This is a genomic window from Lelliottia jeotgali (assembly GCF_016771845.1).
Lineage (GTDB): Bacteria > Pseudomonadota > Gammaproteobacteria > Enterobacterales > Enterobacteriaceae > Enterobacter > Enterobacter jeotgali.
Window position 1 is genome coordinate 80,334 of record NZ_JAENMQ010000016.1, and the last position, 23,885, is coordinate 104,218.

A 23,885-nucleotide genomic window follows, 5' to 3' on the forward strand; every position below is an offset into this window, starting at 1 on the left:
GGGGTCAATCATGGAAAAATCCTTACGCCTGGTGGCGATCACCAACTGCCCGGCAGGCATCGCCCACACCTATATGGTGGCGGAAGCGCTGGAACGTAAAGCACGCAATTTGGGTCACACTATTCAGGTGGAAACCCAGGGGTCGAGCGGCGTGGAGAATCACCTCAGCGACGCCGCCATTCTTGCCGCCGATTATGTGATTCTGGCGACCGGCCGCGGCCTAAGCGCCGACGACCGCGCGCGCTTTGCGGGCAAGCAGGTTTATCAGATTCCCATATCCCAGGCGCTGAAAAATATCGACGCCATTTTTGAAAATTTACCCACGCAATCGCAGAGGTTTGCCGCCGATAACAGCGTGAAGCTGGGTAAGCAGGATGTGCCGCAGGGCAGCGTGATGAGCCACCTGATGGCGGGTGTTTCAGCGGCGCTGCCGTTTGTGATTGGCGGCGGTATTCTCGTCGCCCTCGCCAATATGCTGGTGCAGTTTGGCCTGCCGTACACCGATATGGCGAAGGGCGCACCGTCGTTTACCTGGGTTATCGAGTCCATCGGTTATCTGGGGTTCACCTTTATGATCCCGATTATGGGCGCGTACATCGCCCTGTCGATTGCCGATAAACCGGCGTTCGCCCCGGCGTTTCTGGTCTGCTATCTGGCGAACGACAAAGGGCTGCTCGGCACCCAGTCCGGCGCGGGGTTTCTCGGTGCGGTGGTGCTGGGGCTGGCAATCGGTTATTTCGTACTGTGGTTCCGCAAGGTGAAACTGGGCAAGGCGTTGCAACCGCTGCTGGGGTCGATGCTGATCCCGTTTGTTACCCTGCTGGTATTTGGCGTGCTGACGTATTACGTGATTGGCCCGCTGATGTCCGATTTAATGGGCGGCCTGCTGCATTTCCTGAACACCATTCCGCCGTCGATGAAGCTCGGCGCGGCCTTCCTGGTCGGCGCGATGCTGGCCTTTGATATGGGCGGCCCGGTCAACAAAACCGCGTGGTTCTTCTGCTTCTCCCTGCTGGAAAAACATATCTACGATTGGTACGCCATCGTCGGCGTGGTTGCCCTGATGCCGCCTGTCGCGGCGGGTATTGCGACCTATCTCGCGCCGAAACTCTTTACCGCCCAGGAAAAAGCGGCAGCCAGTAGCGCGATTGTGGTGGGCGCGACCGTCGCCACCGAACCGGCCATTCCTTACGCCCTCGCCGCGCCGCTGCCGATGTTGACCGCGAATACCCTGAGCGGCGGTATTGCGGGGATGCTGACGATTTCGTTTGGCATTCAGCGTCTGGCGCCGGGATTGGGCGTGTTCGATCCGCTGATCGGCCTGATGTCTCCGGCAGGCTCTTTCTATCTGGTGCTGGCGATTGGGCTGGCGCTGAATATCTCACTGATTATTTTACTGAAAGGCTGGTGGCTGAAACGTCAGGCCGCCCGTCTGGAGATGTCTCATGAACATTGAGTTACTGAAAACATTGTGCGATTGCAGCGCGGTTAGCGGGGATGAGCAGGAGGTGCGCGATGTGCTTATCGACACCCTCGAAGAACACGCTGATGAAATCCGCTTTGATGGGCTGGGGAGTTTTATCGCCCGCAAAGGCGCGCGCGGCCCGAAAGTCGCCATCGTCGGGCACATGGACGAAGTGGGTTTTATGGTGACTCATATTACCGACGAGGGGTTTATCCGCTTCGACACCATCGGCGGCTGGTGGAGCCAGTCGATGCTGAATCATCGCGTGACCCTTCGTACCCGCAGCGGGCGCAAAATCCCCGGCGTGATCGGCTCTGTCGCGCCGCACGCGCTGAGCGAAAAGCAGAAGCAGCAGCCGATGCCCTTTGACGAGATGTTTGTCGATATTGGCGCGAACAGCCGCGAAGAGGTTGTTAAATGCGGCATCGCGATGGGTGATTTCATCAGCCCGGAAGCCAATTTCGCCCAATGGGGCGAGGACAAAATCGTCGCCAAGGCGCTGGATAATCGCGTCGGCTGTGCGCTGATGGCGGAGCTGTTCCAGCGCGTTGATAACCCGAATATCACCCTTTATGGCGTCGGGAGTGTGGAAGAAGAGGTTGGGCTTCGTGGGGCACAAACCTCCGCCGAGTCGATTAAACCGGACGTGGTGATCGTGCTGGACACCGCCGTAGCGGGCGATGTTCCGGGCATCGACGCGGTGAAATATCCGCTGAAACTGGGTTATGGGCCGGGGGTGATGCTGTTCGACAAACGCTACTTCCCGAATCAGAAATTGTTGGCGGCGCTGAAAGCGAGCGCAGAAAAACAGGAAGCGGCGCTGCAATTTAGCACCATGAAAACCGGTGCCACTGACGGCGGGCGGTATAACGTGATGGGCGGCGGGCGACCGGTGGTGGCGCTTTGCCTGCCGACACGTTATCTGCACGCCAACAGCGGTATGATTTCAGCAACGGATTACAACGCGGCATTCACCATTGTCCATGAGCTGTTGATGTCCCTCGACGAGGAGCACGTCGCCGCGTTTACGCAGTTTCGCTAAGGATGCAGCATGTTGAATGAACGTCAGTTTTCCCTGCTCGATGCCATTGAATCACAGCCCGTGTCGCTCAGCGTGCTGGCGCGGCAGACTGGCGTTTCGGCGCGCACTATTCTGCGTGATATTGATTATCTGAACTTTACCCTGAGCGGCAAGGCGCACATTCGCACGGCGGGCAACGCCCTGTATCAGTTGGATATCGTTGATCGCAAAAGCTATTTCCAGCTTTTACAGCGCCATGATAATGATGACCGGATGCTGGCCCTGCTGCTGATCCATCCGGTGATTACCCGCGCTCAATTAGCCGACGCGCTCAAGTTGCCTGATAGCTGGGTCGCCGAGCGCCTACCCCGACTGAAAATTCGCCACCAGAGGGCGTTCAACCTGGCGAGCCGTCCCGGTGCGGGCCATTTCGTGGCAGTTGATGAAGCAAAACGTTTTCTCCTGCTCGCCAATGTCTTTCGCAAAGACCCCTTTGTGTATCCTCTGCCGGGTATCACGCCTGACGCTTACGCCCGACTGCTGGAAGAGGGTCGTCGGCAGACAGGCTGGCCGAATATCTCCGCTGATTATCGGGTGAGTATGATCCTTGCAGCCTGTGCGCTGCGGGAATGTCCACAATGCCCCGGCCCAACGATTCCAGAGAAAGTGCGGGAACGGCTCAATCATTTGCAGGACCAGGCCGACAGTATGACGCCCGAGTATGTCAGGGAGTTACTCACCGCCAGTTCCAGCCCGGGCTCACCGCATGTGGTAGATGCGCAGCTGATTGACGATCTGACCGGCCATCTTAAGCGCTGCGTGGCGATGCCGCAGTGGCTGGTGGAAAATCGTCAGGGATCGATGAATAACCTTAAGACCGCGTGGCCAGCCGCATTTGATATGAGCGTGAAATTTATCAATCATCTGCGAACGGTGATGGATATTCCGCTGATTGACAGCGATCTTCCGGGACTCTACTTCGCCTGTGCGCTGGAGCGCCATCAGCACGAAGCGACGCCGGTGATCCTGTTGGCTGACCAGAACGCCATTGCCGCTATCAACAAAATGGCGATTGAGCGCGAGGTGCTGAACTGCCGGGTGATTGTGGCGCGCAATCCTGATGACGTTGAAGCCATCTGTGAAGAGCTGACGCCAGCGCTTATCGTCAACAACGGTCCTTACACACTTGATGGCGGGCCGCGTCACGTCTTGACCATCCGCAATATCATCACTTCAGCAGGCATCGATCAGATTAAAGACTTCCTCGCCTCGGCGTTTATTCGCCAGCAGCCGGAACGCTTTTTCCCACCTGAGGGCTATTTTCATTATCACAACGCGGCGGGCGAAAGCTGGGCGCAGATTGTCGAGGCGATCGCAACGCGTCTGTGTGCCGAAAAGCGGTTAACGCCCGAAGAATCACAGCGGATGTGTCAGCGAGAGCAGGAAGGTGAAAATCTTATCGTGAATCGCATCGCGATTCCCCACTGCTGGAGCGATCGGCAAAAACCGTTTCGCGGATTTTTCATTACGCTTGAACGCGGACTGCTGGTGAACGGTGAAGAGGTGCAGCATCTGGTGATGGCTTGCGCCAGCGCGGCGAATCGACAGGAGCTGAAAATTTTTAGCTTTCTGGCCAACGTACTGAACGGCCATTCGGTGGAGACAATCGAGAAAATTGCAGACTACGAGGGGTTTATTGCGTTACTGCGCTAAGACCTGTCCCTGCTCCGAAGAGCAGGGGACAGTGGCTACTGTTCTTATTTGTTCAGTTCAGCGGTCATGTGCACACGGTTACCGGAGAAAGCCTGGGTAATGGTGTAAGACGATGCGCCAGCTTGTTGAGCCTGAGCGGCGATTTTGGCTTCTGCACCATCAATGGTGGAAGAAGTTGCTGTCACGGTCTGTGCAGCGAATGAACCGAAAGAAGCGGCCAGAGCGATAACTGCAACAAAAGTTTTGATGTTTTTCATGATGTAAATCCTTCAGTAAGTTGTTTAGATAAGGCGTTGTGCCTTGATGTGATAATAATAGGCTTCATCACTGACAACTAAAAGCGGAAGGATTTGCTCACGTCATTCAAATTTATTGATCAAAAATAAGACGCTGAGAATGGGTATAAATGGTCACTCTTCCTGGCTTACAAAACCCCACCAGCGTCAGGTTGCAGCGCTGCGCCACTTCCACCGCGAGGGTGGTCGCCGCCGAGACGGCAAACAATATTTCAACGCCGCACATAGCCGCTTTTTGCACCATCTCATAGCTCGCCCGGCTGGACACCAGCGCCGCGCCATGCTGCCAGGCTTCACTCTCTCCGGCGCGACGCCCGAGCAGTTTATCCAGCGCAACATGACGCCCGACATCTTCGTGACCACCGGCAATTTTCCCGGAAGGCAAAACCCACGCCGCTGCGTGCGTACAGCCGCTCAACTGGCCGATTGGCTGGACGTCATTGAGATGCTCGAGCGCGTGATCGAGGTGTTTAAGCGTAAAGGTTTGGGTAAAAGGCAGCGGGACTATCGGCTTGCCGATATCGTTGAGCTGCTCGACGCCACACACACCGCAGCCCGTGCGCCCTGCGAGTGCACGACGGCGCTCTTTAAGATTCATAAAACGGCGGCTGGAAAGCTCGATTTGCACTTCGAGGCCGTTACAGACCTTCACCACGTCCATGCTGTAAATTTCCTGCGGGCGCTCGATAATGCCCTCGGAGAGAGAAAAGCCCATCGCGAACAGCTCAAGATCTTTTGGCGAGGCCATCATCACGACATGTGAAATACCGTTGTAAACCAGGGCAACAGGCACTTCCTCCGCCAAAAAATCAGGGACGGCGTGCGCAATGTGAGGGGGTCGATGTACCGAATGTTCCACTACGCCCACAGGCAGTGGAGACGACTGGGTATCACGATTTTGTTTAGACACAACGGTATTCCTGAGCAACCACAAAGGTGAGCCTGCTATTGCACCACAAACCGCAGGCCTTACGCATAGTATGGATCAACTTTTCGGCAGCCATACTCATCAAGTTTACCTACTCATTTGGGAGTGGCACAACTGAAGCGCTGATACAGCTCTTTAACAAGCCAGGACCGAAATGTGATCAATATCACACTTTATAATCATCAGAGTGATAATACGTTCACTTTGTATTAACCCCATCGGAACAGGCTTACCGACATTGTGGTATTCTCAAATCATATCCCTCGTGGAATTGAGGGAATACATCAAATTTTGAGCGTTATGGTTACTTTGCAATCATGCGCAAAAACAAAAAACGAGTAATGTCGAAACAAGGAGTGACCCATGCAGGTCAGCAGAAGGCAGTTCTTTAAGATCTGCGCTGGCGGTATGGCAGGCACGACGGCAGCGGCGCTGGGCTTTGCCCCTGGTGTAGCGCTGGCGGAGACACGGCAGTACAAACTGCTGCGCACCCGTGAAACCCGTAATACCTGTACGTACTGTTCTGTCGGTTGTGGGCTGTTAATGTATAGCCTCGGCGACGGCGCGAAAAACGCTAAAGCATCTATCTTCCATATCGAAGGTGATCCGGACCATCCGGTCAACCGTGGCGCGCTGTGCCCGAAAGGGGCCGGTCTGGTGGATTTCATCCACTCCGAAAGCCGCCTGAAATTCCCTGAATATCGCGCTCCTGGCTCTGATAAATGGCAGCAAATCAGCTGGGAAACGGCGTTTGATCGTATCGCTAAACTAATGAAAGAAGATCGTGATGCCAACTATGTCGCGCAGAATGCCGACGGCGTCACCGTTAACCGCTGGCTCTCCACCGGCATGCTCTGTGCTTCGGCATCCAGCAACGAAACCGGCTATTTAACCCAGAAATTTACGCGCGCACTCGGTATGCTCGCGGTCGACAACCAGGCGCGTGTCTGACACGGACCAACGGTAGCAAGTCTTGCTCCAACATTTGGTCGCGGTGCGATGACCAACCACTGGGTCGACATCAAAAACGCTAACCTCATCATCGTGATGGGTGGAAACGCGGCAGAAGCGCATCCAGTCGGGTTCCGCTGGGCGATGGAAGCCAAAATCCACAATGGCGCGAAACTGATTGTTATCGATCCCCGCTTCACGCGTACGGCGTCAGTGGCGGATTTCTACACCCCTATTCGTTCAGGTACTGACATTACTTTCCTGTCAGGCGTACTGCTGTATCTGTTAACTAACGAAAAATATAACCGCGAATATACCGAGGCTTACACCAACGCCAGCCTGATCGTGCGTGAGGATTACAGCTTTGAAGATGGTCTGTTCAGCGGCTACGACGCGGATAAACGCAAATACGACAAAACCAGCTGGAACTACGAGCTGGATGAAAACGGCTTTGCGAAACGCGACACCACGCTGACCCATCCGCGCTGTGTATGGAACCTGCTGAAAACGCACGTTTCCCGCTACACGCCAGAAGTGGTCGAGAACATCTGCGGCACACCGAAAGCCGACTTCCTGAAAGTCTGCGAGTATATCGCCGAAACCAGCGCTCATGACAAAACCGCGTCGTTCCTCTACGCGCTGGGCTGGACGCAGCACTCCGTCGGCGCACAGAACATCCGCACTATGGCAATGGTTCAGCTGTTGCTTGGCAATATGGGGATGGCAGGCGGCGGCGTAAACGCCCTGCGCGGTCACTCCAACATTCAGGGCCTGACGGACCTTGGCCTGCTGTCGCAGAGCCTGCCGGGCTACATGACGCTGCCAAGCGAAAAGCAGACCGACATCCAGACCTACCTGACCGCCAACACGCCGAAACCGCTGCTGGAAGGCCAGGTGAACTACTGGGGCAACTACCCGAAATTCTTCGTCTCAATGATGAAGGCCTTCTACGGCGATAAAGCGACGGCGGAAAACAGCTGGGGCTTTGACTGGTTGCCGAAGTGGGACAAGGGTTACGACGTGCTGCAGTATTTCGACATGATGCATCAGGGAAAAGTGAACGGCTATCTGTGCCAGGGCTTTAACCCGGTCGCCTCGTTCCCGAACAAGAACAAGGTGGTGGAGTCGCTGTCGAAGCTGAAGTTCCTGGTGACAATTGACCCACTCAATACCGAAACGTCAACGTTCTGGCAGAACCACGGCGAATCGAACGACGTCGATCCGTCCAAGATTCAGACCGAAGTGTTCCGTCTGCCCTCCACCTGCTTCGCGGAAGAGAACGGCTCAATCGTCAACTCCGGTCGCTGGTTGCAGTGGCACTGGAAAGGCGCGGACGCCCCGGGCATCGCCCTGAACGACGGCGAGATCCTGGCCGGTATCTTCCTGCGTCTGCGCAAGATGTACGCGGCAGAAGGCGGTGCGAATCCAGAGCAGGTTCTGAACATGACCTGGAACTATTCGACGCCTGACAATCCAGCCCCTGAAGAAGTGGCGATGGAGAGCAACGGTAAAGCGCTGGCGGATGTGATTGATCCGGCCACCGGCACCGTGCTGGCGAAGAAAGGCGATCAGCTGAGCACCTTTGCGCATCTGCGTGATGACGGCTCAACCGCCAGCGGCTGCTGGATTTTCGCCGGAAGCTGGACGCCGAAAGGCAACCAGATGGCGAACCGCGATAACGCCGATCCGTCGGGCCTCGGCAATACGCTGGGCTGGGCATGGGCGTGGCCGCTGAACCGCCGCATTCTGTATAACCGCGCATCCGCTGACCCGCAGGGTAAACCGTGGGATCCGGAGCGTCAGCTCCTGAAATGGGACGGCGCGAAATGGGGCGGCGTGGATATTCCGGACTACAGCGCAGCCGCACCAGGTAGCGACGTTGGGCCGTTTATCATGCAGCCAGAAGGCATGGGCCGCCTGTTTGCGATCGACAAGATGGCAGAAGGTCCGTTCCCGGAACACTACGAGCCGTTTGAGACGCCGCTGGGCACCAACCCGCTGCACCCGAACGTTATCTCTAACCCGGCTGCCCGTATCTTTAAAGGCGATTTTGACGCGCTGGGTAAAAAAGATAAGTTCCCGTACGTCGGCACCACGTACCGTCTGACCGAACACTTCCACTACTGGACCAAACACGCGCTGCTTAACGCCATCGCGCAGCCGGAACAGTTTGTGGAAATCGGTGAGAAGCTGGCGAACAAGCTCGGTATCGCGCACGGCGATACGGTGAAAGTCTCGTCTAACCGTGGCTACATTAAGGCCAAGGCAGTGGTGACTAAACGTATTCGCACGCTGAATGTACATGGGCAACAGGTGGACACCATCGGTATCCCGATTCACTGGGGTTACGAGGGCGTGGCGAAGAAAGGCTTTATCGCCAACACTCTGACGCCGTTCGTCGGTGATGCGAACACGCAGACGCCGGAGTTCAAAGCTTTCCTCGTGAACGTGGAAAAGGTGTAACGGAGACGACTTATGGCTTATCAATCGCAAGACATCATTCGTCGTTCCGCGACTAACGGTCTCACGCCCGCGCCTCAGGCGCGGGACCACCAGCAGGAAGTGGCGAAACTCATCGACGTGACCACCTGTATCGGCTGTAAAGCCTGTCAGGTGGCGTGCTCGGAGTGGAACGATCTCCGTGACGAAGTGGGTCATAACGTCGGGGTGTACGACAACCCCGCCGATTTGACCGCCAAATCCTGGACGGTGATGCGTTTCTCGGAAGTGGAGCAGAACGACAAACTGGAGTGGCTGATCCGTAAGGATGGCTGCATGCACTGCGCCGATCCGGGCTGCCTGAAGGCGTGTCCGTCAGAAGGGGCTATCATTCAGTATGCCAACGGCATCGTCGACTTCCAGTCTGAGCAGTGCATCGGCTGCGGCTACTGCATTGCCGGCTGTCCGTTCAACGTGCCGCGACTGAACCCGGAAGACAACCGCGTCTACAAATGTACGCTGTGCGTCGACCGCGTGAACGTCGGCCAGGAACCGGCCTGCGTGAAAACGTGCCCGACGGGTGCTATCCACTTTGGCTCTAAAGAGGATATGAAAACCCTGGCGGGAGAACGTGTGTCGGAGCTGAAAACCCGTGGTTACGATAACGCCGGTCTGTACGATCCAGCGGGCGTTGGCGGGACGCACGTGATGTACGTGCTGCACCACGCCGACAAGCCGAATCTGTATCACGGCCTGCCGGAGAACCCGGAAATCAGCGCCACGGTGAAATTCTGGAAAGGCATCTGGAAACCGCTGGCCGCCGTTGGCTTTGCTGCGACCTTTGCCGCCAGTATCTTCCATTACGTCGGCGTCGGTCCGAACCGTGCGGAAGAGGAAGACGATAATCTGCATGAAGAGAAAGACGAGGTGCGCAAATGAAAAGACGTGACACCATCGTGCGCTATACGGCGCCGGAACGTATCAACCACTGGGTCACCGCCTTCTGCTTCATGCTGGCGGCGATAAGCGGGCTGGGGTTCTTCTTCCCGTCCTTCAACTGGTTGATGCAAATTATGGGCACTCCGCAGCTGGCACGTATTCTGCACCCGTTTGTCGGTGTGATTATGTTTGCCTCGTTTATCATCATGTTTTTCCGTTACTGGCACCATAACCTAATCAATCGGGATGATATCTTTTGGGCGAAGAATATTCGTAAGATCGTCGTCAACGAGGAAGTGGGTGATACCGGGCGTTATAACTTCGGCCAGAAATGCGTATTCTGGGCGGCGATTATCTTCCTGGTCCTGTTGCTGGCAAGCGGCGTGATCATCTGGCGTCCGTATTTTGCGCCTGCTTTCTCAATCCCGGTGATCCGATTTGCGCTGATGCTGCATTCATTTGCCGCAGTAGCATTAATTGTGGTTATCATGGTGCATATCTACGCCGCCCTTTGGGTGAAAGGCACCATTACCGCGATGGTGGAAGGATGGGTAACCAGCACGTGGGCGAAAAAGCATCACCCGCGCTGGTACCGTGAAGTCCGCCAGAAACAGGAAAAGTCATCTGAATGAGTATTCGCATAATCCCGCAAGATGAGCTGGGTTCGAGCGAGAAACGCACGGCGGAATACATTCCGCCGCTGCTATTCCCCAGACTCAAAAACCTCTACAACCGCCGCGCAGAGCGTCTGCGCGAGCTGGCAGAGAACAATCCACTCGGTGAATTTCTTCGCTTTGCTGCACTGATCGCCCACGCGCAGGAAGTGGTGCTGTACGACCATCCGCTGCAAATGGAACTGGCTGCGCGCATCAAAGAAGCCAACGAGCAAGGTAAGCCGCCGCTGGATATCCACGTGCTGCCGCGTGATAAGCACTGGCAGAAGCTGCTGCACTCGCTGATTGCTGAGCTAAAACCTGAGATGAGCGGTCCCGCATTAGCGGTTATCGAGAACCTGGAAAAAGCCTCCGAACTGGAGCTGGAAGAGATGGCGAACGCGCTGTTTGCATCCGACTTCGCGTTGGTGAGCAGCGATAAAGCGCCATTTATCTGGGCCGCTCTTTCTCTTTACTGGGCGCAAATGGCCAGCCTGATTCCAGGTAAAGCCCGCGCCGAATACGGTGAAGCGCGTCAGTTCTGCCCAGTGTGCGGCTCGATGCCGGTGACCAGCATGGTGCAAATTGGCACCACACAAGGTTTGCGCTATTTGCACTGCAACCTGTGTGAGACCGAGTGGCACGTGGTGCGCATCAAATGCAGTAACTGCGAGCAGACCCGTGATCTGAACTACTGGTCTCTGGAAAACGAGAATGCGGCGGTTAAAGCAGAAAGCTGCGGTGACTGCGGGACTTACCTGAAGATTCTCTATCAGGAAAAGGACCCAAAAGTGGAAGCTGTCGCCGACGATCTCGCTACCCTGGTACTCGACGCACGCATGGAACAAGAGGGCTTCGCCCGCAGCTCCATCAACCCGTTCCTGTTCCCGGGTGAAGGGGAGTAATTTTCTGTGATATTGCCGGGCATAGCTTGTTTGCCCGGCCTACAGAAAGTAGGGCGTTTTGACTCCATGAATGCCGGCAAAATCTTTCGTGTTGCGCGTGATCAGCTGGCAATGTCTAATCTGGGCGCTGGCAAGAATAATGGCATCTGGCAGCTTCATGCCAAATTCTGCTCGCAGCTGCACGCTCCGCTCCGCCACATCCCGCGAGACATCAATAAGTTCAAATGCTCCCAATACCGCAGCTGTTTTCTCTTCCTGGTTATGCTTTCGTGCACCGACCATCACCTCCATCCAGGTGATGATACTGATTGCCCGATGAGCAGCCCCTTTTTCAATAGCATCCGCTGCGTCAGCGTTATTGTTCAGAAGATCGATCAGAATATTGGTATCGAATACCGCCATGCGCTCCATGCTTTACCACTCCTCACGCAGCTTACGTTCATACTCAAGCCCATCTTCCAGTTTATCGCCCCATAATCCCAGAGCCTCGCGAATCACCGAGGTACTTTGCCTGTCGAGGTACTGTTCAACTGCTTCCCGTAGTAATTCGGCGCGCGGCTTATTACGGAGTTGCTTGAGATCATCAAGCCGCTGAAGGACATCGTCTGACAAGTCGAGGAGTATTCTACCCATATCGATTCCAACCATTATGCTCATATATACCCTTAGTATATCATCGTGGTTATTTAACCGACAAAGTACACACCAGCAATAGGGTTTTAAAGCGTAATTTTGCAGGTATGATCAATTTTGCGAGCCTCTTTCCAGATTTTCATGCCCACTAAAATCCATCATTTTCTTCTGCCAAAAACCAGGTTATAACACTGTATATCCAAACAGTTATCAGGAATGGTTATGGCTCTGGAAAAAGGAATTGCTGAACTGGTTCAAGATTTTGTTTCCTCCGGGCGGCCATCTGCCAGGAAGCAGAGTATTGATGACCGGCGCGCAGGGTATGTTGCCAGCACGGTACTGGCGGGCGTGACGGAAACCCGTGTTCACATTGAAACGACTGAACTCGAAGGACTGCTGTTCCGAGTTTACTCGCCGCTGGATTCCGCCGAAACGCTACCGGCAGTCCTCTATTTTCACGGCGGGTGTTTTATCAGCGGTGGCTTTGACACGCACGATAACCAGCTGCGTCAGCTGGCGTATTACAGTCGCTGTCGGGTCATTGCCGTTCAGTATCGGCTGGCACCAGAACACACCTTCCCCGCCGCTCATGATGATGCAGAGAAAGCCGCCCGTCTGATCTGGCAATATGCCGAAAGATTTGGTGCAGATAAAAATCGGATCACCCTTGCCGGTGACAGTGCTGGCGGGCATCTGGCGTTGGTGACCTCTATGCGGTTAAAAGCAGTCGGAGAATGGCAACCGGCACAGTTGCTCCTGATCTATCCGATGCTCGATGCGACGGCGTACTTTGAAAGCTACACCCGTAACGGCGCGGATTATGTCATTACTCGCGATACGCTCCTCAGTGGCTATGAATTCTACCTTGCTGGAACCGATCGCCATCATCCGGAGGCCAGTCCATTATGGCGTGATGATTTTAGTGGACTACCGCCAACGCACATCATTACTGCCGAGTTCGACCCGCTATGCGATGAAGGCGAAGCGATGTATCAACGTATGACGGACCAGGGCGTTGACTGTACGTGTCAGCGCTGGTCTGGTGTCATCCACGGATTCTTTCAACTGGGCGGTGTAAGCCAGGCTGCGCGAGATGTAATGAGAGATATCGCCTGGCGAGTGAGCTCACCAGGCCGTAAGGATTAATCAGGAATGGAGCTTACTCTTCCTCGTTTCCACCCTCTTCATACGGGCCGAAGGGTTTTGCAGGCAGTACAAGATAAGTACCTTCGAAGATCGCACCGGAGATCTCATCGCCAAACAGCTCAACCTGCATCTGCACGCGCGCTTTGCGTCCGCGAGCCAGACGGTCCAGATCGCCGCTGAGCGAGCCTAAATCCGCCACCGCGCTCGGCTTTCCGCTGATGGGACTGCTGTAGCGAATATGGGCATCGGCGAGGATAATCGTACCGCCGAGATGCCTTTCGCGCAGCATCAACCAGATAAGGCCCCAGCCGGTCAGGGTGGCCAGTGAGAACAGGCTACCGGCGAACAGAGTGTGGTGCGGGTTCTGATTGCCGATTTCCGGCATAGTAGTAATGAATTTCTGCCCAGTGTATTGCTGGATGCGCACGCCCATCTTTTCGCTCAGCGGGATATGCTGATACCAGGCCTGCTGCAACTGACCGCACCAGTCGGCACGGTGGAGAATATCATCGAGGGTGGCGATGGGTTTGATCATCAAAAAATGACGAATCGGGGTAGTCTGCGGCGCAGTGATTTCGCCTTCGTTGACGAAACCCAGTTTGGAGAAGAACTCCACCGCATCTTCACGGGCGCTACAGGTGACGCGCTTGACGCCCTCCTGGCGGGCAACGGATTCGAGTGTCATCGCCATCAGGGTCCCAAGACCTTTATCCTGCACCGAAGGATGCACGGCCATAAAACGAATTGAGGCTTCGCTATCCGCGTTGATGTACAAACGCCCGACGGCAACCAGGTTGCCCTCTTCGTCGACCACCATCTGATGATGCGCCATCGCATCCCAGGCGTCGCGCTCGGAGCCTTTTGGCTGATGCAACGGTTTACGCAGCATTTCCCAGCGGAAGTGATAGTAAACCTCTAATTCTTCTTCTGTTTGCGGTACTCGAAGGTGATACATAGCTGTACTCTCTCTTGTTACCCGCGGCCATGCCGCCAGCTGGCTCATACCTGGAGCCAGAACGTGACGGGGCCATCGTTCACCAGCGAAACCTGCATATCTGCAGCGAATCGTCCGGTTTGCGTATTCATTTCCTGCTGGCGACAACGTTCAACAAAATATTCATAGAGCGCTTCTGCACGCTCAGGAGCTGCCCCTTTGGAGAACCCAGGACGCATTCCGCGTTCCGTATCGGCGGCCAGGGTAAACTGAGACACCACCAGCACGCTGCCACCCGCCTGCTGTACGTTAAGATTCATCTTCCCTTCAGCGTCACTGAAGATGCGATAACCCAGCACACGCTCGGTTAAACGGTTCGCTTTTTGTTCGTCATCATCCTTTTCGACACCTAATAACACCAAAAGTCCTGGGCCAATTTCACCCGTCACCTCATCCTCCACGGTGACGCTGGCACGGGTTACGCGCTGAATCAATGCAATCATAGTTGGTCTGCTTCTTCTTGTTCTGCGGCTTGTTTGAGTTTGCGATATTCACCGAGAGTGACAGTTATTTCGGCACCTAGCAAGACGATACACCAGGTCCAGTAGACCCAGACAAACAAAATCGGGATCACCGCCAGCACGCCATAAATCAGCTGATACGACGGGAACATAGTGATGTAAACCGCGAAGCCTTTTTTACCCAGTTCGAAGAGAACAGCGGCGACCAGCGCCCCGACAATGGCATCTCGATTCGGAACACGCGTGGTCGGCACCACGCTATAGAGCAGCCAAAAAGAGAGCCAGGACAAAATCAGTGGGAAGATGCGTAACACGTTGTCGATAACGCTGTTGAGATCGCTCGCCCAGCGCAACGAGAGCAGATAAGAACTGATTGCCAGACTGGCCCCGGCCAGCAGCGGCCCCAGCGTCAGAATCATCCAGTACACCGCAAAGGAGTACACTTTGGGCCGCGCCTTTTTACTGTGCCAGATAGTATTCAGCGCGCTATCGATGGCATACATCAGCAGCAGCGCGGTGACAATTAATCCGCACGCGCCCACGGCGGTCATCTTGCTGGAGTTGGCGACGAACTGCTCGATATATCCCTGAATCACATCCCCGGTAGCGGGAATGAAGTTCGCAAAAACGAAATGACGCAGTTGCAGGCTCACGTCGGCAAACATCGGAAAGGCAGAGAACAACGCGAAAATCACCGCTACCAGCGGCACTAACGAGAGCAACGACACATAGGCGAGATTACCCGCCAGCGTGGTCATATTGTCCTCATCAATGCGCTGCCAGAGCAGTTTTATCCACGCCCGAAATGGACGCGTATGATGAGTGGCTTTTTGATGAACGGTTTTTAGCATAACAACTTCGCAAAGTAGTTCGGTATCGTCTCTTTCCCGGTCACCAGGATCGACGTGATACCTAACTGGTTAGCTCCCTCTATATTATCGGCGTTATCGTCAAAAAAGACCGTATCGGCAGCCGAGAAACCTTCTACCTGCAATACTGCCTGGTAAATTCGTGCTTCGGGTTTGCGCATCCCCATCTCCTGCGACAGGTATATTTTATCTGCGGAGTCATGGATTTGCGGATATTCACCTGGCCAGAAGGTGGTGTGCAGACGATTGGTATTGGATAGCACGACCACGCGATGCCCCTGCTCGCGCAGTTTATTCATGGTGTCGATGACCTCCGGGCGGAGCGCCACAAAGACCGCCTGCCAGCCGTGAGCAAACTGCTCGTAGCTTAAAGGCAGGTCCATCTCATGACACATGGCTTCAGCGAAGGCTTCATCGCTGATTTCACCCCGCTCATGCTGATGGAAAGCCTCTCCCATAGTGAAATTCTGCTTAAGCGTCGCCAGCGGCACACGGCTAAAATCGCTCCATGCCCCCAGCACTCGATTGAAATCGATATCGACGATGACATTTCCTAAGTCAAAGATATAAAGCATGTTTATCCCCTTCGCGCCGTGGAGAAATAACTGTAGCGGGAAAGAGAGGCTTTGGCTATGCGCCAGATTCAGGTTAAAGGTAGAGAGAGTCCTGGAATTTATACAAATAAAAAAGCCGCTGAAACTCAGCGGCTTTTCGCACTACGCACCTCAGAGAGGTATCGTATTAGTCTTTGCTGCCACGGCCCGCACGTTTACGGTCGTTCTCAGTCAGGTGACGTTTACGGATACGTACGGAGGTAGGGGTAACTTCTACCAGTTCGTCGTCATCGATAAATTCCAGAGCCTGCTCAAGAGACATTTTCTGTGCTGGAACCAGCGTGGTTGCTTCGTCAGTACCGGAAGCACGCATGTTGGTCAGTTTCTTACCGGTCAGGCAGTTTACAGTCAGGTCGTTAGAACGACTGTGAATACCGATGATCTGGCCTTCGTAAACTTCTGCACCGTGACCCAGGAACAGCTTACCGCGGTCCTGCAGGCTGAACAGTGCGAACGCAACTGCTTTACCCTGGCCGTTAGAGATCAGCACGCCGTTCTGGCGCTGGCCGATTTCACCCGGTTTAACGTCATCGTAGTGGCTGAAGGTGGAGTACAGCAGACCAGTACCGGAAGTCATGGTCATGAACTCGGTACGGAAGCCGATCAGGCCACGTGCCGGGATCAGGTAATCCAGACGAATACGGCCTTTGCCATCAGGGATCATGTCTTTGACATCGCCCTTACGCTCGCCCATAGCTTGCATCACAGAACCCTGATGCTGTTCTTCGATATCCAGAGTCACGTTCTCGAACGGCTCTTGCATACGGCCATCGATCATACGGTTAATAACTTTCGGACGGGACACAGCCAGTTCGAAGCCTTCACGACGCATGTTTTCGATAAGAACGGACAGGTGCAGCTCACCACGACCGGATACACGGAACGCGTCCGCATCTTCGGTTTCTTCAACACGCAGTGCAACGTTGTGCACCAGCTCTTTGTTCAGGCGGTCAAGAATCTGACGAGAGGTAACGTATTTACCTTCTTTGCCACAGAACGGAGAGGTGTTGACGTTGAAGAACATGGTTACAGTCGGTTCATCGACAGACAGCGCTGGCAGTGCTTCGACGTTTTGCGGATCGCAAAGGGTGTCGGAGATGTTCAGCTCGCCCAGACCGGTGATCGCGATGATGTCGCCAGCTTCGGCTTCGGTGGATTCAATACGCTCCAGACCGAGGTGAGTCAGAACTTTGCCGACTTTACCGTTGCGGGTTTTACCTTCGCTGTCGATAACAGTGATCTGCTGGTTAGGCTTCACTTTACCGCGCTTGATGCGACCGATACCGATTACGCCAACGTAGTTGTTGTAATCCAGCTGGGAGATCTGCATCTGGAACGGACCATCGAGGTCAACGCTTGGTGCTTTAACGTGGTCAACAATCGCCTGGTACAGCGGGGTCATGTCTTCCGCCATATCAGTGTGATCGTTGCCCGCGATACCCATCAATGCTGATGCATAGATGATTGGGAAGTCGAGCTGCTCGTCGCTCGCATCCAGGTTTACGAACAGGTCAAACACCTGATCCACAACCCAGTCAGGACGCGCGCCAGGACGGTCAACTTTGTTGATAACCACGATTGGCTTCAAACCATGGGCAAATGCCTTTTTGGTTACGAAGCGCGTCTGCGGCATTGGGCCATCCATTGCGTCAACGACCAGCAGAACGGAGTCTACCATGGACATTACACGTTCAACTTCACCACCGAAGTCGGCGTGGCCTGGGGTATCAACGATGTTGATACGGTAGTCATTCCATTTGATAGCGGTGTTTTTAGCGAGGATGGTAATCCCACGCTCTTTCTCCAAATCGTTGGAGTCCATCACGCGTTCGGTGGCTTCAGCACGATCATTACTGAAGGTACCGGATTGCTGCAGCAGCTTATCAACCAGGGTAGTTTTACCATGGTCAACGTGCGCGATGATGGCGATATTACGCAGATTTTCGATCACAACTTTGCCTCAGGCATTTAGAAATAGCGCGTTATTGTACACGGATTAATCGCAGGACTAAACAGGATCACAAACATCCTCCGCAAACAAGTATCGCAGAGTTGCTTTGTGACCGCTTTCACGCAGCGTAAAAAGTGCACTTTAACGAAAATTGCACCAATATGGTGCTCAATGTTCACAATGAAGCACTATACTGGTGCAAGATGACTTTCGTGGTGCAGTTCATTTGCACTATGACGTGCATGATAACGCCTTTTTGGGGTGATTTAAAAGTTGGCACAGATTTCGCTTTATAAAAATACGGCAAAAACATGGCGACCACGCCAGCCTTAAACAGAATTGAAGACCTCGTTACCACGACGACAATGACCAATCCGGGAGAGTTAAGTATGTCCGCTGAACACGTTTTGACGATGCTGAACGAACACGAAGTGAAGTTTGTTGATCTGCGCTTCACCGATACCAAAGGCAAAGAACAGCACGTCACAATTCCTGCTCATCAGGTAAATGCCGAATTCTTCGAAGAAGGCAAAATGTTTGACGGCTCCTCAATCGGCGGCTGGAAAGGCATCAACGAATCCGACATGGTTCTGATGCCAGACGCAACCACTGCGCTCATTGACCCGTTCTACGAAGAGTCTACCCTGATTATCCGTTGCGACATCCTTGAGCCAGGCACGCTGCAGGGCTACGACCGCGACCCACGCTCCATCGCTAAACGCGCTGAAGAGTACCTGCGTTCTACCGGCATCGCGGACACCGTGCTGTTCGGGCCAGAGCCAGAGTTCTTCCTGTTTGACGACATCCGCTTTGGTGCGTCTATCTCCGGTTCCCACGTGGCTATCGACGATATCGAAGGCGCATGGAACTCCTCCACCAAATACGAAGGTGGTAACAAAGGTCACCGTCCAGGCGTGAAAGGCGGTTACTTCCCGGTTCCTCCGGTCGATTCTTCACAGGACATTCGTTCTACCATGTGTCTGATCATGGAAGAGATGGGCCTGGTGGTTGAAGCGCATCACCACGAAGTGGCGACAGCCGGTCAGAACGAAATCGCAACCCGCTTTAACACCATGACCAAAAAAGCGGATGAGATTCAGATCTACAAATATGTGGTTCACAACGTTGCCCACCGCTTCGGCAAAACCGCGACCTTCATGCCAAAACCGATGTTCGGCGATAACGGTTCCGGTATGCACTGCCACATGTCTCTGTCCAAGAACGGTACCAACCTGTTCTCAGGCGACAAATATGCGGGTCTGTCTGAGCAGGCGCTGTTCTACATCGGTGGTGTTATCAAACACGCTAAAGCGATCAACGCCCTGGCGAACCCAACCACCAACTCTTACAAGCGTCTGGTCCCAGGCTACGAAGCGCCTGTTATGCTGGCTTACTCTGCCCGTAACCGTTCTGCTTCTATCCGTATCCCAGTGGTTGCGTCTCCAAAAGCGCGTCGTATCGAAGTGCGCTTCCCGGACCCAGCGGCTAACCCATACCTGTGCTTCGCAGCGCTGCTGATGGCGGGTCTTGACGGTATTAAGAACAAGATCCACCCAGGCGAAGCGATGGATAAAAACCTGTACGACCTGCCGCCAGAAGAAGCGAAAGAGATCCCACAGGTTGCCGGCTCTCTGGAAGAAGCGCTGAACGCGCTGGACGCCGACCGTGAGTTCCTGACGGCTGGCGGTGTGTTCACTGACGACGCCATCGATGCTTACATCGCCCTGCGGATCGAAGAGAACGACCGCGTGCGCATGACTCCACATCCGGTTGAGTTCGAACTGTACTACAGCGTTTAAGTTTGACGATTTCAGGCGACCTTTTACGCCTGAAATCGAAAGCAGATTTTTTGTTGCCGTGGAAACTTTTTAGCCCATCTCCGGATGGGCTTTTTTCTCCACCAACAAACTGATCTCACGCGCTTTTTACACTGAAAAAGCTATACTGCACTAAATTAGTGCACCCAACTCCAGGAGACTGCTTAATGGCAACTGGCACGCTGCCCGATGCTGGGCAGATCCTCAATTCTTTAATCAACAGTATCTTACTGGTCGACGATGAGCTGGCGGTGCATTACGCCAACCCTGCGGCACAGCAATTGCTCGCCCAAAGCTCGCGTAAATTATTTGGTACACCGCTCCCGGAACTGTTGAGTTATTTTTCGCTGAATATTGCGCTGATGCAGGAGAGTTTAGCCGCCGGACAGGGCTTTACCGACAACGAAGTCACCCTGGTCATCGACGGACGTTCGCATATTCTCTCGCTAACAGCACAGCGCCTGCCGGACGGATTAATTTTGCTGGAAATGGCACCGATGGATAATCTCCGTCGACTCAGCCAGGAGCAGCTCCAGCACGCTCAGCAAATCGCGGCCCGCGATCTGGTACGTGGCCTTGCCCATGAAATTAAAAACCCCCTGGGTGGCCTGCGGGGCGCCGCACAGCTGTTAACCAAAGCGCTGCCCGACCCGGCACTTGCCGAATACACCAACGTCATCATTGAACAGGCCGATCGCCTGCGCAATCTGGTGGATCGCCTGCTGGGCCCGCAACAGCCGGGTATGCACGTAACGGAAAGCATCCACAAAGTGGCTGAGCGCGTCGTGAAGCTGGTATCGATGGAGCTACCGTCCAACGTGACGCTGATTCGAGACTACGATCCGAGCCTGCCGGAATTGCCACACGATCCAGATCAGATTGAACAGGTTCTATTGAACGTTGTACGAAATGCTCTGCAGGCGCTTGGCGCTGAAGGCGGGCAAATCATTCTGCGCACACGCACCGCGTTCCAACTGACGCTGCATGGCGTGCGCTATCGCCTCGCCGCACGAATCGACGTTGAAGATAACGGGCCAGGTATTCCTTCGCATCTGCAGGACACACTGTTTTACCCGATGGTCAGCGGGCGCGAAGGCGGAACCGGGCTGGGCTTATCCATTGCCCGTAATTTGATCGACCAACACTCCGGCAAAATTGAATTTACCAGTTGGCCGGGTCATACCGAGTTTTCGGTTTACCTGCCAATAAAAAAATAAGGTGACGACGATGCAACGAGGGATAGTCTGGGTAGTCGATGATGATAGCTCCATCCGCTGGGTGCTTGAACGCGCGCTCACGGGCGCAGGGTTAAACTGCACCACCTTTGAAAGCGGCAGCGAAGTGCTTGATGCGCTCATCACCAAAACTCCGGACGTGCTGCTTTCAGATATTCGGATGCCGGGCATGGACGGGCTTGCGCTGTTAAAGCAAATCAAGCAACGCCATCCGATGCTTCCGGTCATCATAATGACCGCTCACTCTGACCTGGATGCCGCCGTCAGCGCCTATCAACAGGGCGCATTTGATTATCTGCCAAAACCTTTTGATATTGATGAAGCCGTCGCCCTGGTGGAACGTGCGATCAGCCATTATCAGGAACAGCAACAGCCGCGCAACGCACCGGTGTTTGGCCCGACAACCGATATCATTGGCGAAGCGCCCGCGATGCAGGATGTCTTTCGCATCATCGGTCGTCTGTCGCGTTCGTCCATCAGCGTACTGATCAACGGTGAATCAGGGACCGGTAAAGAGCTGGTCGCTCACGCGCTGCATCGCCACAGCCCACGCGCAAAAGCCCCGTTTATCGCCCTGAATATGGCCGCTATCCCGAAAGATTTGATCGAGTCGGAGCTGTTTGGTCATGAAAAAGGCGCGTTTACTGGCGCGAATACCATTCGCCAGGGCCGCTTCGAACAGGCTGACGGCGGGACACTTTTCCTCGATGAAATCGGTGATATGCCGATGGATGTGCAAACGCGTCTGCTACGTGTTCTTGCCGATGGGCAGTTTTATCGCGTCGGCGGCTATGCGCCGGTGAAAGTCGATGTGCGTATTATCGCCGCAACCCACCAGAATCTGGAGCAGCGCGTGCAGGAAGGTAAGTTCCGTGAGGACTTATTCCACCGCCTGAACGTGATTCGCGTTCATCTCCCGCCGCTGCGTGAACGTCGGGAAGATATTCCTCGTCTGGCGCGTCACTTCCTGCAGGTGGCCGCTCGCGAACTGGGCGTCGAAGCCAAACTGCTGCACCCGGAAACGGATGCAGCGCTGACGCGTCTGGCCTGGCCGGGCAACGTGCGTCAGCTGGAAAACACCTGCCGCTGGCTGACGGTGATGGCGGCCGGTCAGGAGGTGTTGATTCAGGATCTGCCCAGCGAATTGTTTGAAGCCACCGCACCAGAAAGCAGTACCGGACAGTCGTTACCCGATAGCTGGGCGACGCTGCTGGCACAGTGGGCGGATCGCGCGCTGCGTTCCGGTCATCAAAACCTGCTTTCCGAAGCGCAACCTGAAATGGAGCGCACTTTGCTGACAACGGCATTGCGTCATACGCAGGGGCACAAACAGGAAGCGGCTCGCTTGTTAGGCTGGGGTCGAAACACCCTGACGCGGAAGTTGAAAGAATTAGGGATGGAATAACGCCTGATGGCGCTGCGCTTATCAGGCCTACGTATTGTCAGCCAGGTCAGCGCAGCACCACCGGGAAATTTTAGATCACGCGAGAGAATTGCTGCAGTCGCGCTTTCTGGCGCAAATAGGCGTCGAAACACATGCAGATATTACGAATCAATAAGCGTCCTTTCGGCGTCACCTGAATCGCCTTATCCGTCACCTCCACCAGCCCGTCTTTCGCCAGCGGCGCAAGCAGCTTCAGATCTTCAGCAAAGTAGTCGGTAAAGGTGAGTTTCCACTGGGACTCGACGTCCGCAAAATCGAGGCGGAAGTTGCAGATCAGCGCCTTAATGACATCCCGACGAATGCAGTCATCGCGCGTTAACGCAATACCGCGCCACAGAGCGTTGCCGGTTTCATCCACCTGCTGATAATACTGCTTCAGTTCTTTTTGATTCTGCGCGTAACAGTCGCCAATCATGCTGATCGCCGACACGCCCATCCCCAGTAAATCCGTATCACCCTGAGTGGTATAACCCTGGAAATTACGATGCAACACGCCTTCACGCTGGGCAATCGCCAGCTCGTCATCAGGGCGGGCAAAGTGGTCCATGCCGATAAACTGGTAGCCAGCTTGTGTCAGAGAAGTGATGGTTTCCTGCAAGATATCCAGCTTTTGCTGCGCAGAGGGCAGGTCAGCATCTTTGATTTTGCGCTGGGCGGCAAACAGCGTCGGCAGGTGCGCGTAGTTAAAAACGCTCAGGCGGTCAGGATTCAGCTCAGCCACGCGTTTCAGAGTGAAGGCGAAGCTTTCCGGCGTTTGCTTAGGGAGGCCGTAAATCAGGTCGATATTCGTGGAAGTAAATCCGATTTCACGCGCATGATTCAGCAACGCAAAAATAAATTCCTCGTCCTGCTCGCGATTGACCAGGCGCTGAACTTCTTTGTTAAAATCCTGAACGCCCATGCTCAGGCGGTTAAAGCCCTCGGCACGCAGGTGATCGAGAACATCCAGCTCTATTTCACGCGGATCGACTTCAATAGAAATTTCGGCATCGGCATCAAAACGGAAATTAGCGCGCAGCAAGCTCATCAGACGGCTGATTTGCGCTTTGTTGAGATAGGTTGGCGTACCGCCGCCCCAGTGAAGCTGACTCACGTTGCGGCCAGCCACCAGCGGTGCACGATGCAGGATTTCCTGCTCTAACGCATCCAGATACTGATCGGCTTTGTGCTGCTGACGAGTAACGATTTTATTGCAGCCGCAGAAATAGCAGAGCTTATGACAGAAAGGAATGTGAACATACAGCGAAAGCGGGCGCTCAGGATAACGCGCAACCGCCTGCAAAAAATCAGCCTCGCCGAAGGATTCAGAGAACTCCAGCGCGGTCGGGTATGAGGTATAACGCGGCCCGGAATAGTTATATTTCTGGATCAGGGCCAGATCCCAGTCGATGCTTGGTACAGACATGCTCAC

Annotated in this window: 21 protein-coding genes; 11 read left to right on the forward strand and 10 right to left on the reverse strand. The window is 54.6% G+C overall.

The genetic code is table 11. The annotated features are described in order from the left end of the window. Positions 1-10 precede the first annotated feature (10 nt). From JBO43_RS21305 to JBO43_RS21315, 3 genes are read left to right on the forward strand one after another with little or no spacing between them, the layout of a single operon-like run. A complete protein-coding gene (locus JBO43_RS21305; protein WP_103947796.1) occupies positions 11-1,456 on the forward strand; it encodes a PTS fructose-like transporter subunit IIBC in 1,446 nt (481 codons plus the stop codon). Continuing rightward, a complete protein-coding gene (locus tag JBO43_RS21310; protein WP_202674992.1) occupies positions 1,446-2,507 on the forward strand; it encodes an aminopeptidase in 1,062 nt (353 codons plus the stop codon). The genes JBO43_RS21305 and JBO43_RS21310 overlap by 11 nt, the downstream gene beginning before the upstream one ends. Before the next feature lie 9 nt (positions 2,508-2,516). Further along, complete coding sequence (locus JBO43_RS21315) at positions 2,517-4,199, forward strand: putative frv operon regulatory protein (protein ID WP_202674994.1); 1,683 nt, start codon at positions 2,517-2,519, stop codon at positions 4,197-4,199. 44 nt (positions 4,200-4,243) lie between these two features. Here the strand turns inward: JBO43_RS21315 and JBO43_RS21320 are convergent, their stop codons facing one another. Together JBO43_RS21320 and fdhD are read right to left on the reverse strand one after the other, a co-directional pair. Continuing rightward, the gene (locus tag JBO43_RS21320) at positions 4,244-4,456 is read right to left on the reverse strand and encodes a YdgH/BhsA/McbA-like domain containing protein (protein ID WP_095284019.1); all 213 of its coding nucleotides are present in this window, start codon (positions 4,454-4,456) and stop codon (positions 4,244-4,246) included. A 112-nt stretch (positions 4,457-4,568) separates the two neighbouring features. Beyond that, the gene (gene fdhD, locus JBO43_RS21325; protein ID WP_202674996.1) at positions 4,569-5,405 is read right to left on the reverse strand and encodes a formate dehydrogenase accessory sulfurtransferase FdhD; all 837 of its coding nucleotides are present in this window, start codon (positions 5,403-5,405) and stop codon (positions 4,569-4,571) included. A gap of 381 nt (positions 5,406-5,786) precedes the next feature. On the opposite strand from fdhD, the gene fdnG reads away from it, so the two are divergent. The 4 genes from fdnG to fdhE are packed head-to-tail and all read left to right on the forward strand — an operon-like array spanning position 5,787 to position 11,310. Continuing rightward, positions 5,787-8,837 (forward strand): formate dehydrogenase-N subunit alpha, encoded by a 3,051-nt coding sequence (gene fdnG, locus JBO43_RS21330; protein WP_202674998.1) that lies wholly within the window; start codon positions 5,787-5,789, stop codon positions 8,835-8,837. 12 nt (positions 8,838-8,849) lie between these two features. Next, positions 8,850-9,752, forward strand: coding sequence for a formate dehydrogenase subunit beta (fdxH, locus tag JBO43_RS21335; RefSeq protein WP_095284023.1), 903 nt, complete (start codon positions 8,850-8,852; stop codon positions 9,750-9,752). After that, positions 9,749-10,384: a formate dehydrogenase cytochrome b556 subunit gene (fdoI, locus tag JBO43_RS21340; protein WP_095284024.1), complete on the forward strand. Its 636-nt coding sequence runs from the start codon at positions 9,749-9,751 to the stop codon at positions 10,382-10,384. Before fdxH ends, fdoI begins: the two co-directional genes overlap by 4 nt. After that, entirely contained in the window at positions 10,381-11,310 is a 930-nt protein-coding gene (gene fdhE / locus JBO43_RS21345) for a formate dehydrogenase accessory protein FdhE (RefSeq protein ID WP_202675000.1), read from the forward strand. The genes fdoI and fdhE overlap by 4 nt, the downstream gene beginning before the upstream one ends. Before the next feature lie 39 nt (positions 11,311-11,349). Here the strand turns inward: fdhE and JBO43_RS21350 are convergent, their stop codons facing one another. Then, positions 11,350-11,721, reverse strand: a complete 372-nt coding sequence (locus JBO43_RS21350; protein WP_095284027.1) for a type II toxin-antitoxin system VapC family toxin — start codon at positions 11,719-11,721, stop codon at positions 11,350-11,352. A 3-nt stretch (positions 11,722-11,724) separates the two neighbouring features. After that, a complete protein-coding gene (locus tag JBO43_RS21355; RefSeq protein WP_095284028.1) occupies positions 11,725-11,967 on the reverse strand; it encodes a ribbon-helix-helix protein, CopG family in 243 nt (80 codons plus the stop codon). Between the two features lie 198 nt (positions 11,968-12,165). Between JBO43_RS21355 and JBO43_RS21360 the strand changes: the two genes are divergently transcribed. Beyond that, complete coding sequence (locus JBO43_RS21360) at positions 12,166-13,089, forward strand: alpha/beta hydrolase (RefSeq protein ID WP_202675002.1); 924 nt, start codon at positions 12,166-12,168, stop codon at positions 13,087-13,089. Between the two features lie 13 nt (positions 13,090-13,102). On the opposite strand, the gene fabY is transcribed toward JBO43_RS21360, so the two are convergent. The 5 genes from fabY to typA form a co-directional block, all read right to left on the reverse strand. Further along, entirely contained in the window at positions 13,103-14,044 is a 942-nt protein-coding gene (gene fabY, locus JBO43_RS21365; RefSeq protein ID WP_157738432.1) for a fatty acid biosynthesis protein FabY, read from the reverse strand. 44 nt (positions 14,045-14,088) lie between these two features. After that, on the reverse strand, positions 14,089-14,526 hold the full coding sequence (dtd, locus tag JBO43_RS21370; protein WP_095284033.1) for a D-aminoacyl-tRNA deacylase: 438 nt from the start codon (positions 14,524-14,526) through the stop codon (positions 14,089-14,091). After that, entirely contained in the window at positions 14,523-15,395 is an 873-nt protein-coding gene (locus JBO43_RS21375; protein ID WP_095284034.1) for a virulence factor BrkB family protein, read from the reverse strand. The genes dtd and JBO43_RS21375 overlap by 4 nt, the downstream gene beginning before the upstream one ends. Next, positions 15,389-15,988 (reverse strand): glucose-1-phosphatase, encoded by a 600-nt coding sequence (yihX, locus tag JBO43_RS21380; RefSeq protein WP_202675004.1) that lies wholly within the window; start codon positions 15,986-15,988, stop codon positions 15,389-15,391. The genes JBO43_RS21375 and yihX overlap by 7 nt, the downstream gene beginning before the upstream one ends. Positions 15,989-16,154: 166 nt before the next feature. Continuing rightward, positions 16,155-17,978, reverse strand: a complete 1,824-nt coding sequence (gene typA / locus JBO43_RS21385) for a ribosome-dependent GTPase TypA (protein ID WP_095284037.1) — start codon at positions 17,976-17,978, stop codon at positions 16,155-16,157. Positions 17,979-18,367: 389 nt separating this feature from the next. On the opposite strand from typA, the gene glnA reads away from it, so the two are divergent. The 3 genes from glnA (at position 18,368) to glnG (ending at position 22,435) form a co-directional block, all read left to right on the forward strand. Further along, on the forward strand, positions 18,368-19,777 hold the full coding sequence (gene glnA, locus JBO43_RS21390; protein WP_095284040.1) for a glutamate--ammonia ligase: 1,410 nt from the start codon (positions 18,368-18,370) through the stop codon (positions 19,775-19,777). 185 nt (positions 19,778-19,962) lie between these two features. Further along, positions 19,963-21,012: a nitrogen regulation protein NR(II) gene (gene glnL, locus JBO43_RS21395; RefSeq protein ID WP_095284042.1), complete on the forward strand. Its 1,050-nt coding sequence runs from the start codon at positions 19,963-19,965 to the stop codon at positions 21,010-21,012. Positions 21,013-21,022: 10 nt separating this feature from the next. Then, positions 21,023-22,435 (forward strand): nitrogen regulation protein NR(I), encoded by a 1,413-nt coding sequence (glnG, locus tag JBO43_RS21400; RefSeq protein WP_095284043.1) that lies wholly within the window; start codon positions 21,023-21,025, stop codon positions 22,433-22,435. A 70-nt stretch (positions 22,436-22,505) separates the two neighbouring features. On the opposite strand, the gene hemN is transcribed toward glnG, so the two are convergent. Continuing rightward, positions 22,506-23,879 (reverse strand): oxygen-independent coproporphyrinogen III oxidase, encoded by a 1,374-nt coding sequence (gene hemN, locus JBO43_RS21405; protein ID WP_095284045.1) that lies wholly within the window; start codon positions 23,877-23,879, stop codon positions 22,506-22,508. Positions 23,880-23,885 lie beyond the last annotated feature (6 nt).

Bases quoted from the DNA above. Each gene is read 5' to 3' on its own strand.
- yihX (WP_202675004.1), bottom strand. From the start codon at position 15,988: ATGCTTTATATCTTTGACTTAGGAAATGTCATCGTCGATATCGATTTC.
- JBO43_RS21320 (WP_095284019.1), bottom strand. From the start codon at position 4,456: ATGAAAAACATCAAAACTTTTGTTGCAGTTATCGCTCTGGCCGCTTCT.
- fdhE (WP_202675000.1), top strand. From the start codon at position 10,381: ATGAGTATTCGCATAATCCCGCAAGATGAGCTGGGTTCGAGCGAGAAA.
- JBO43_RS21350 (WP_095284027.1), bottom strand. From the start codon at position 11,721: ATGGAGCGCATGGCGGTATTCGATACCAATATTCTGATCGATCTTCTG.
- JBO43_RS21310 (WP_202674992.1), top strand. From the start codon at position 1,446: ATGAACATTGAGTTACTGAAAACATTGTGCGATTGCAGCGCGGTTAGC.
- fabY (WP_157738432.1), bottom strand. From the start codon at position 14,044: ATGTATCACCTTCGAGTACCGCAAACAGAAGAAGAATTAGAGGTTTAC.
- glnA (WP_095284040.1), top strand. From the start codon at position 18,368: ATGTCCGCTGAACACGTTTTGACGATGCTGAACGAACACGAAGTGAAG.
- JBO43_RS21315 (WP_202674994.1), top strand. From the start codon at position 2,517: ATGTTGAATGAACGTCAGTTTTCCCTGCTCGATGCCATTGAATCACAG.
- JBO43_RS21305 (WP_103947796.1), top strand. From the start codon at position 11: ATGGAAAAATCCTTACGCCTGGTGGCGATCACCAACTGCCCGGCAGGC.
- JBO43_RS21375 (WP_095284034.1), bottom strand. From the start codon at position 15,395: ATGCTAAAAACCGTTCATCAAAAAGCCACTCATCATACGCGTCCATTT.
- dtd (WP_095284033.1), bottom strand. From the start codon at position 14,526: ATGATTGCATTGATTCAGCGCGTAACCCGTGCCAGCGTCACCGTGGAG.
- hemN (WP_095284045.1), bottom strand. From the start codon at position 23,879: ATGTCTGTACCAAGCATCGACTGGGATCTGGCCCTGATCCAGAAATAT.
- JBO43_RS21360 (WP_202675002.1), top strand. From the start codon at position 12,166: ATGGCTCTGGAAAAAGGAATTGCTGAACTGGTTCAAGATTTTGTTTCC.
- glnL (WP_095284042.1), top strand. From the start codon at position 19,963: ATGGCAACTGGCACGCTGCCCGATGCTGGGCAGATCCTCAATTCTTTA.
- glnG (WP_095284043.1), top strand. From the start codon at position 21,023: ATGCAACGAGGGATAGTCTGGGTAGTCGATGATGATAGCTCCATCCGC.
- fdoI (WP_095284024.1), top strand. From the start codon at position 9,749: ATGAAAAGACGTGACACCATCGTGCGCTATACGGCGCCGGAACGTATC.
- fdxH (WP_095284023.1), top strand. From the start codon at position 8,850: ATGGCTTATCAATCGCAAGACATCATTCGTCGTTCCGCGACTAACGGT.
- JBO43_RS21355 (WP_095284028.1), bottom strand. From the start codon at position 11,967: ATGAGCATAATGGTTGGAATCGATATGGGTAGAATACTCCTCGACTTG.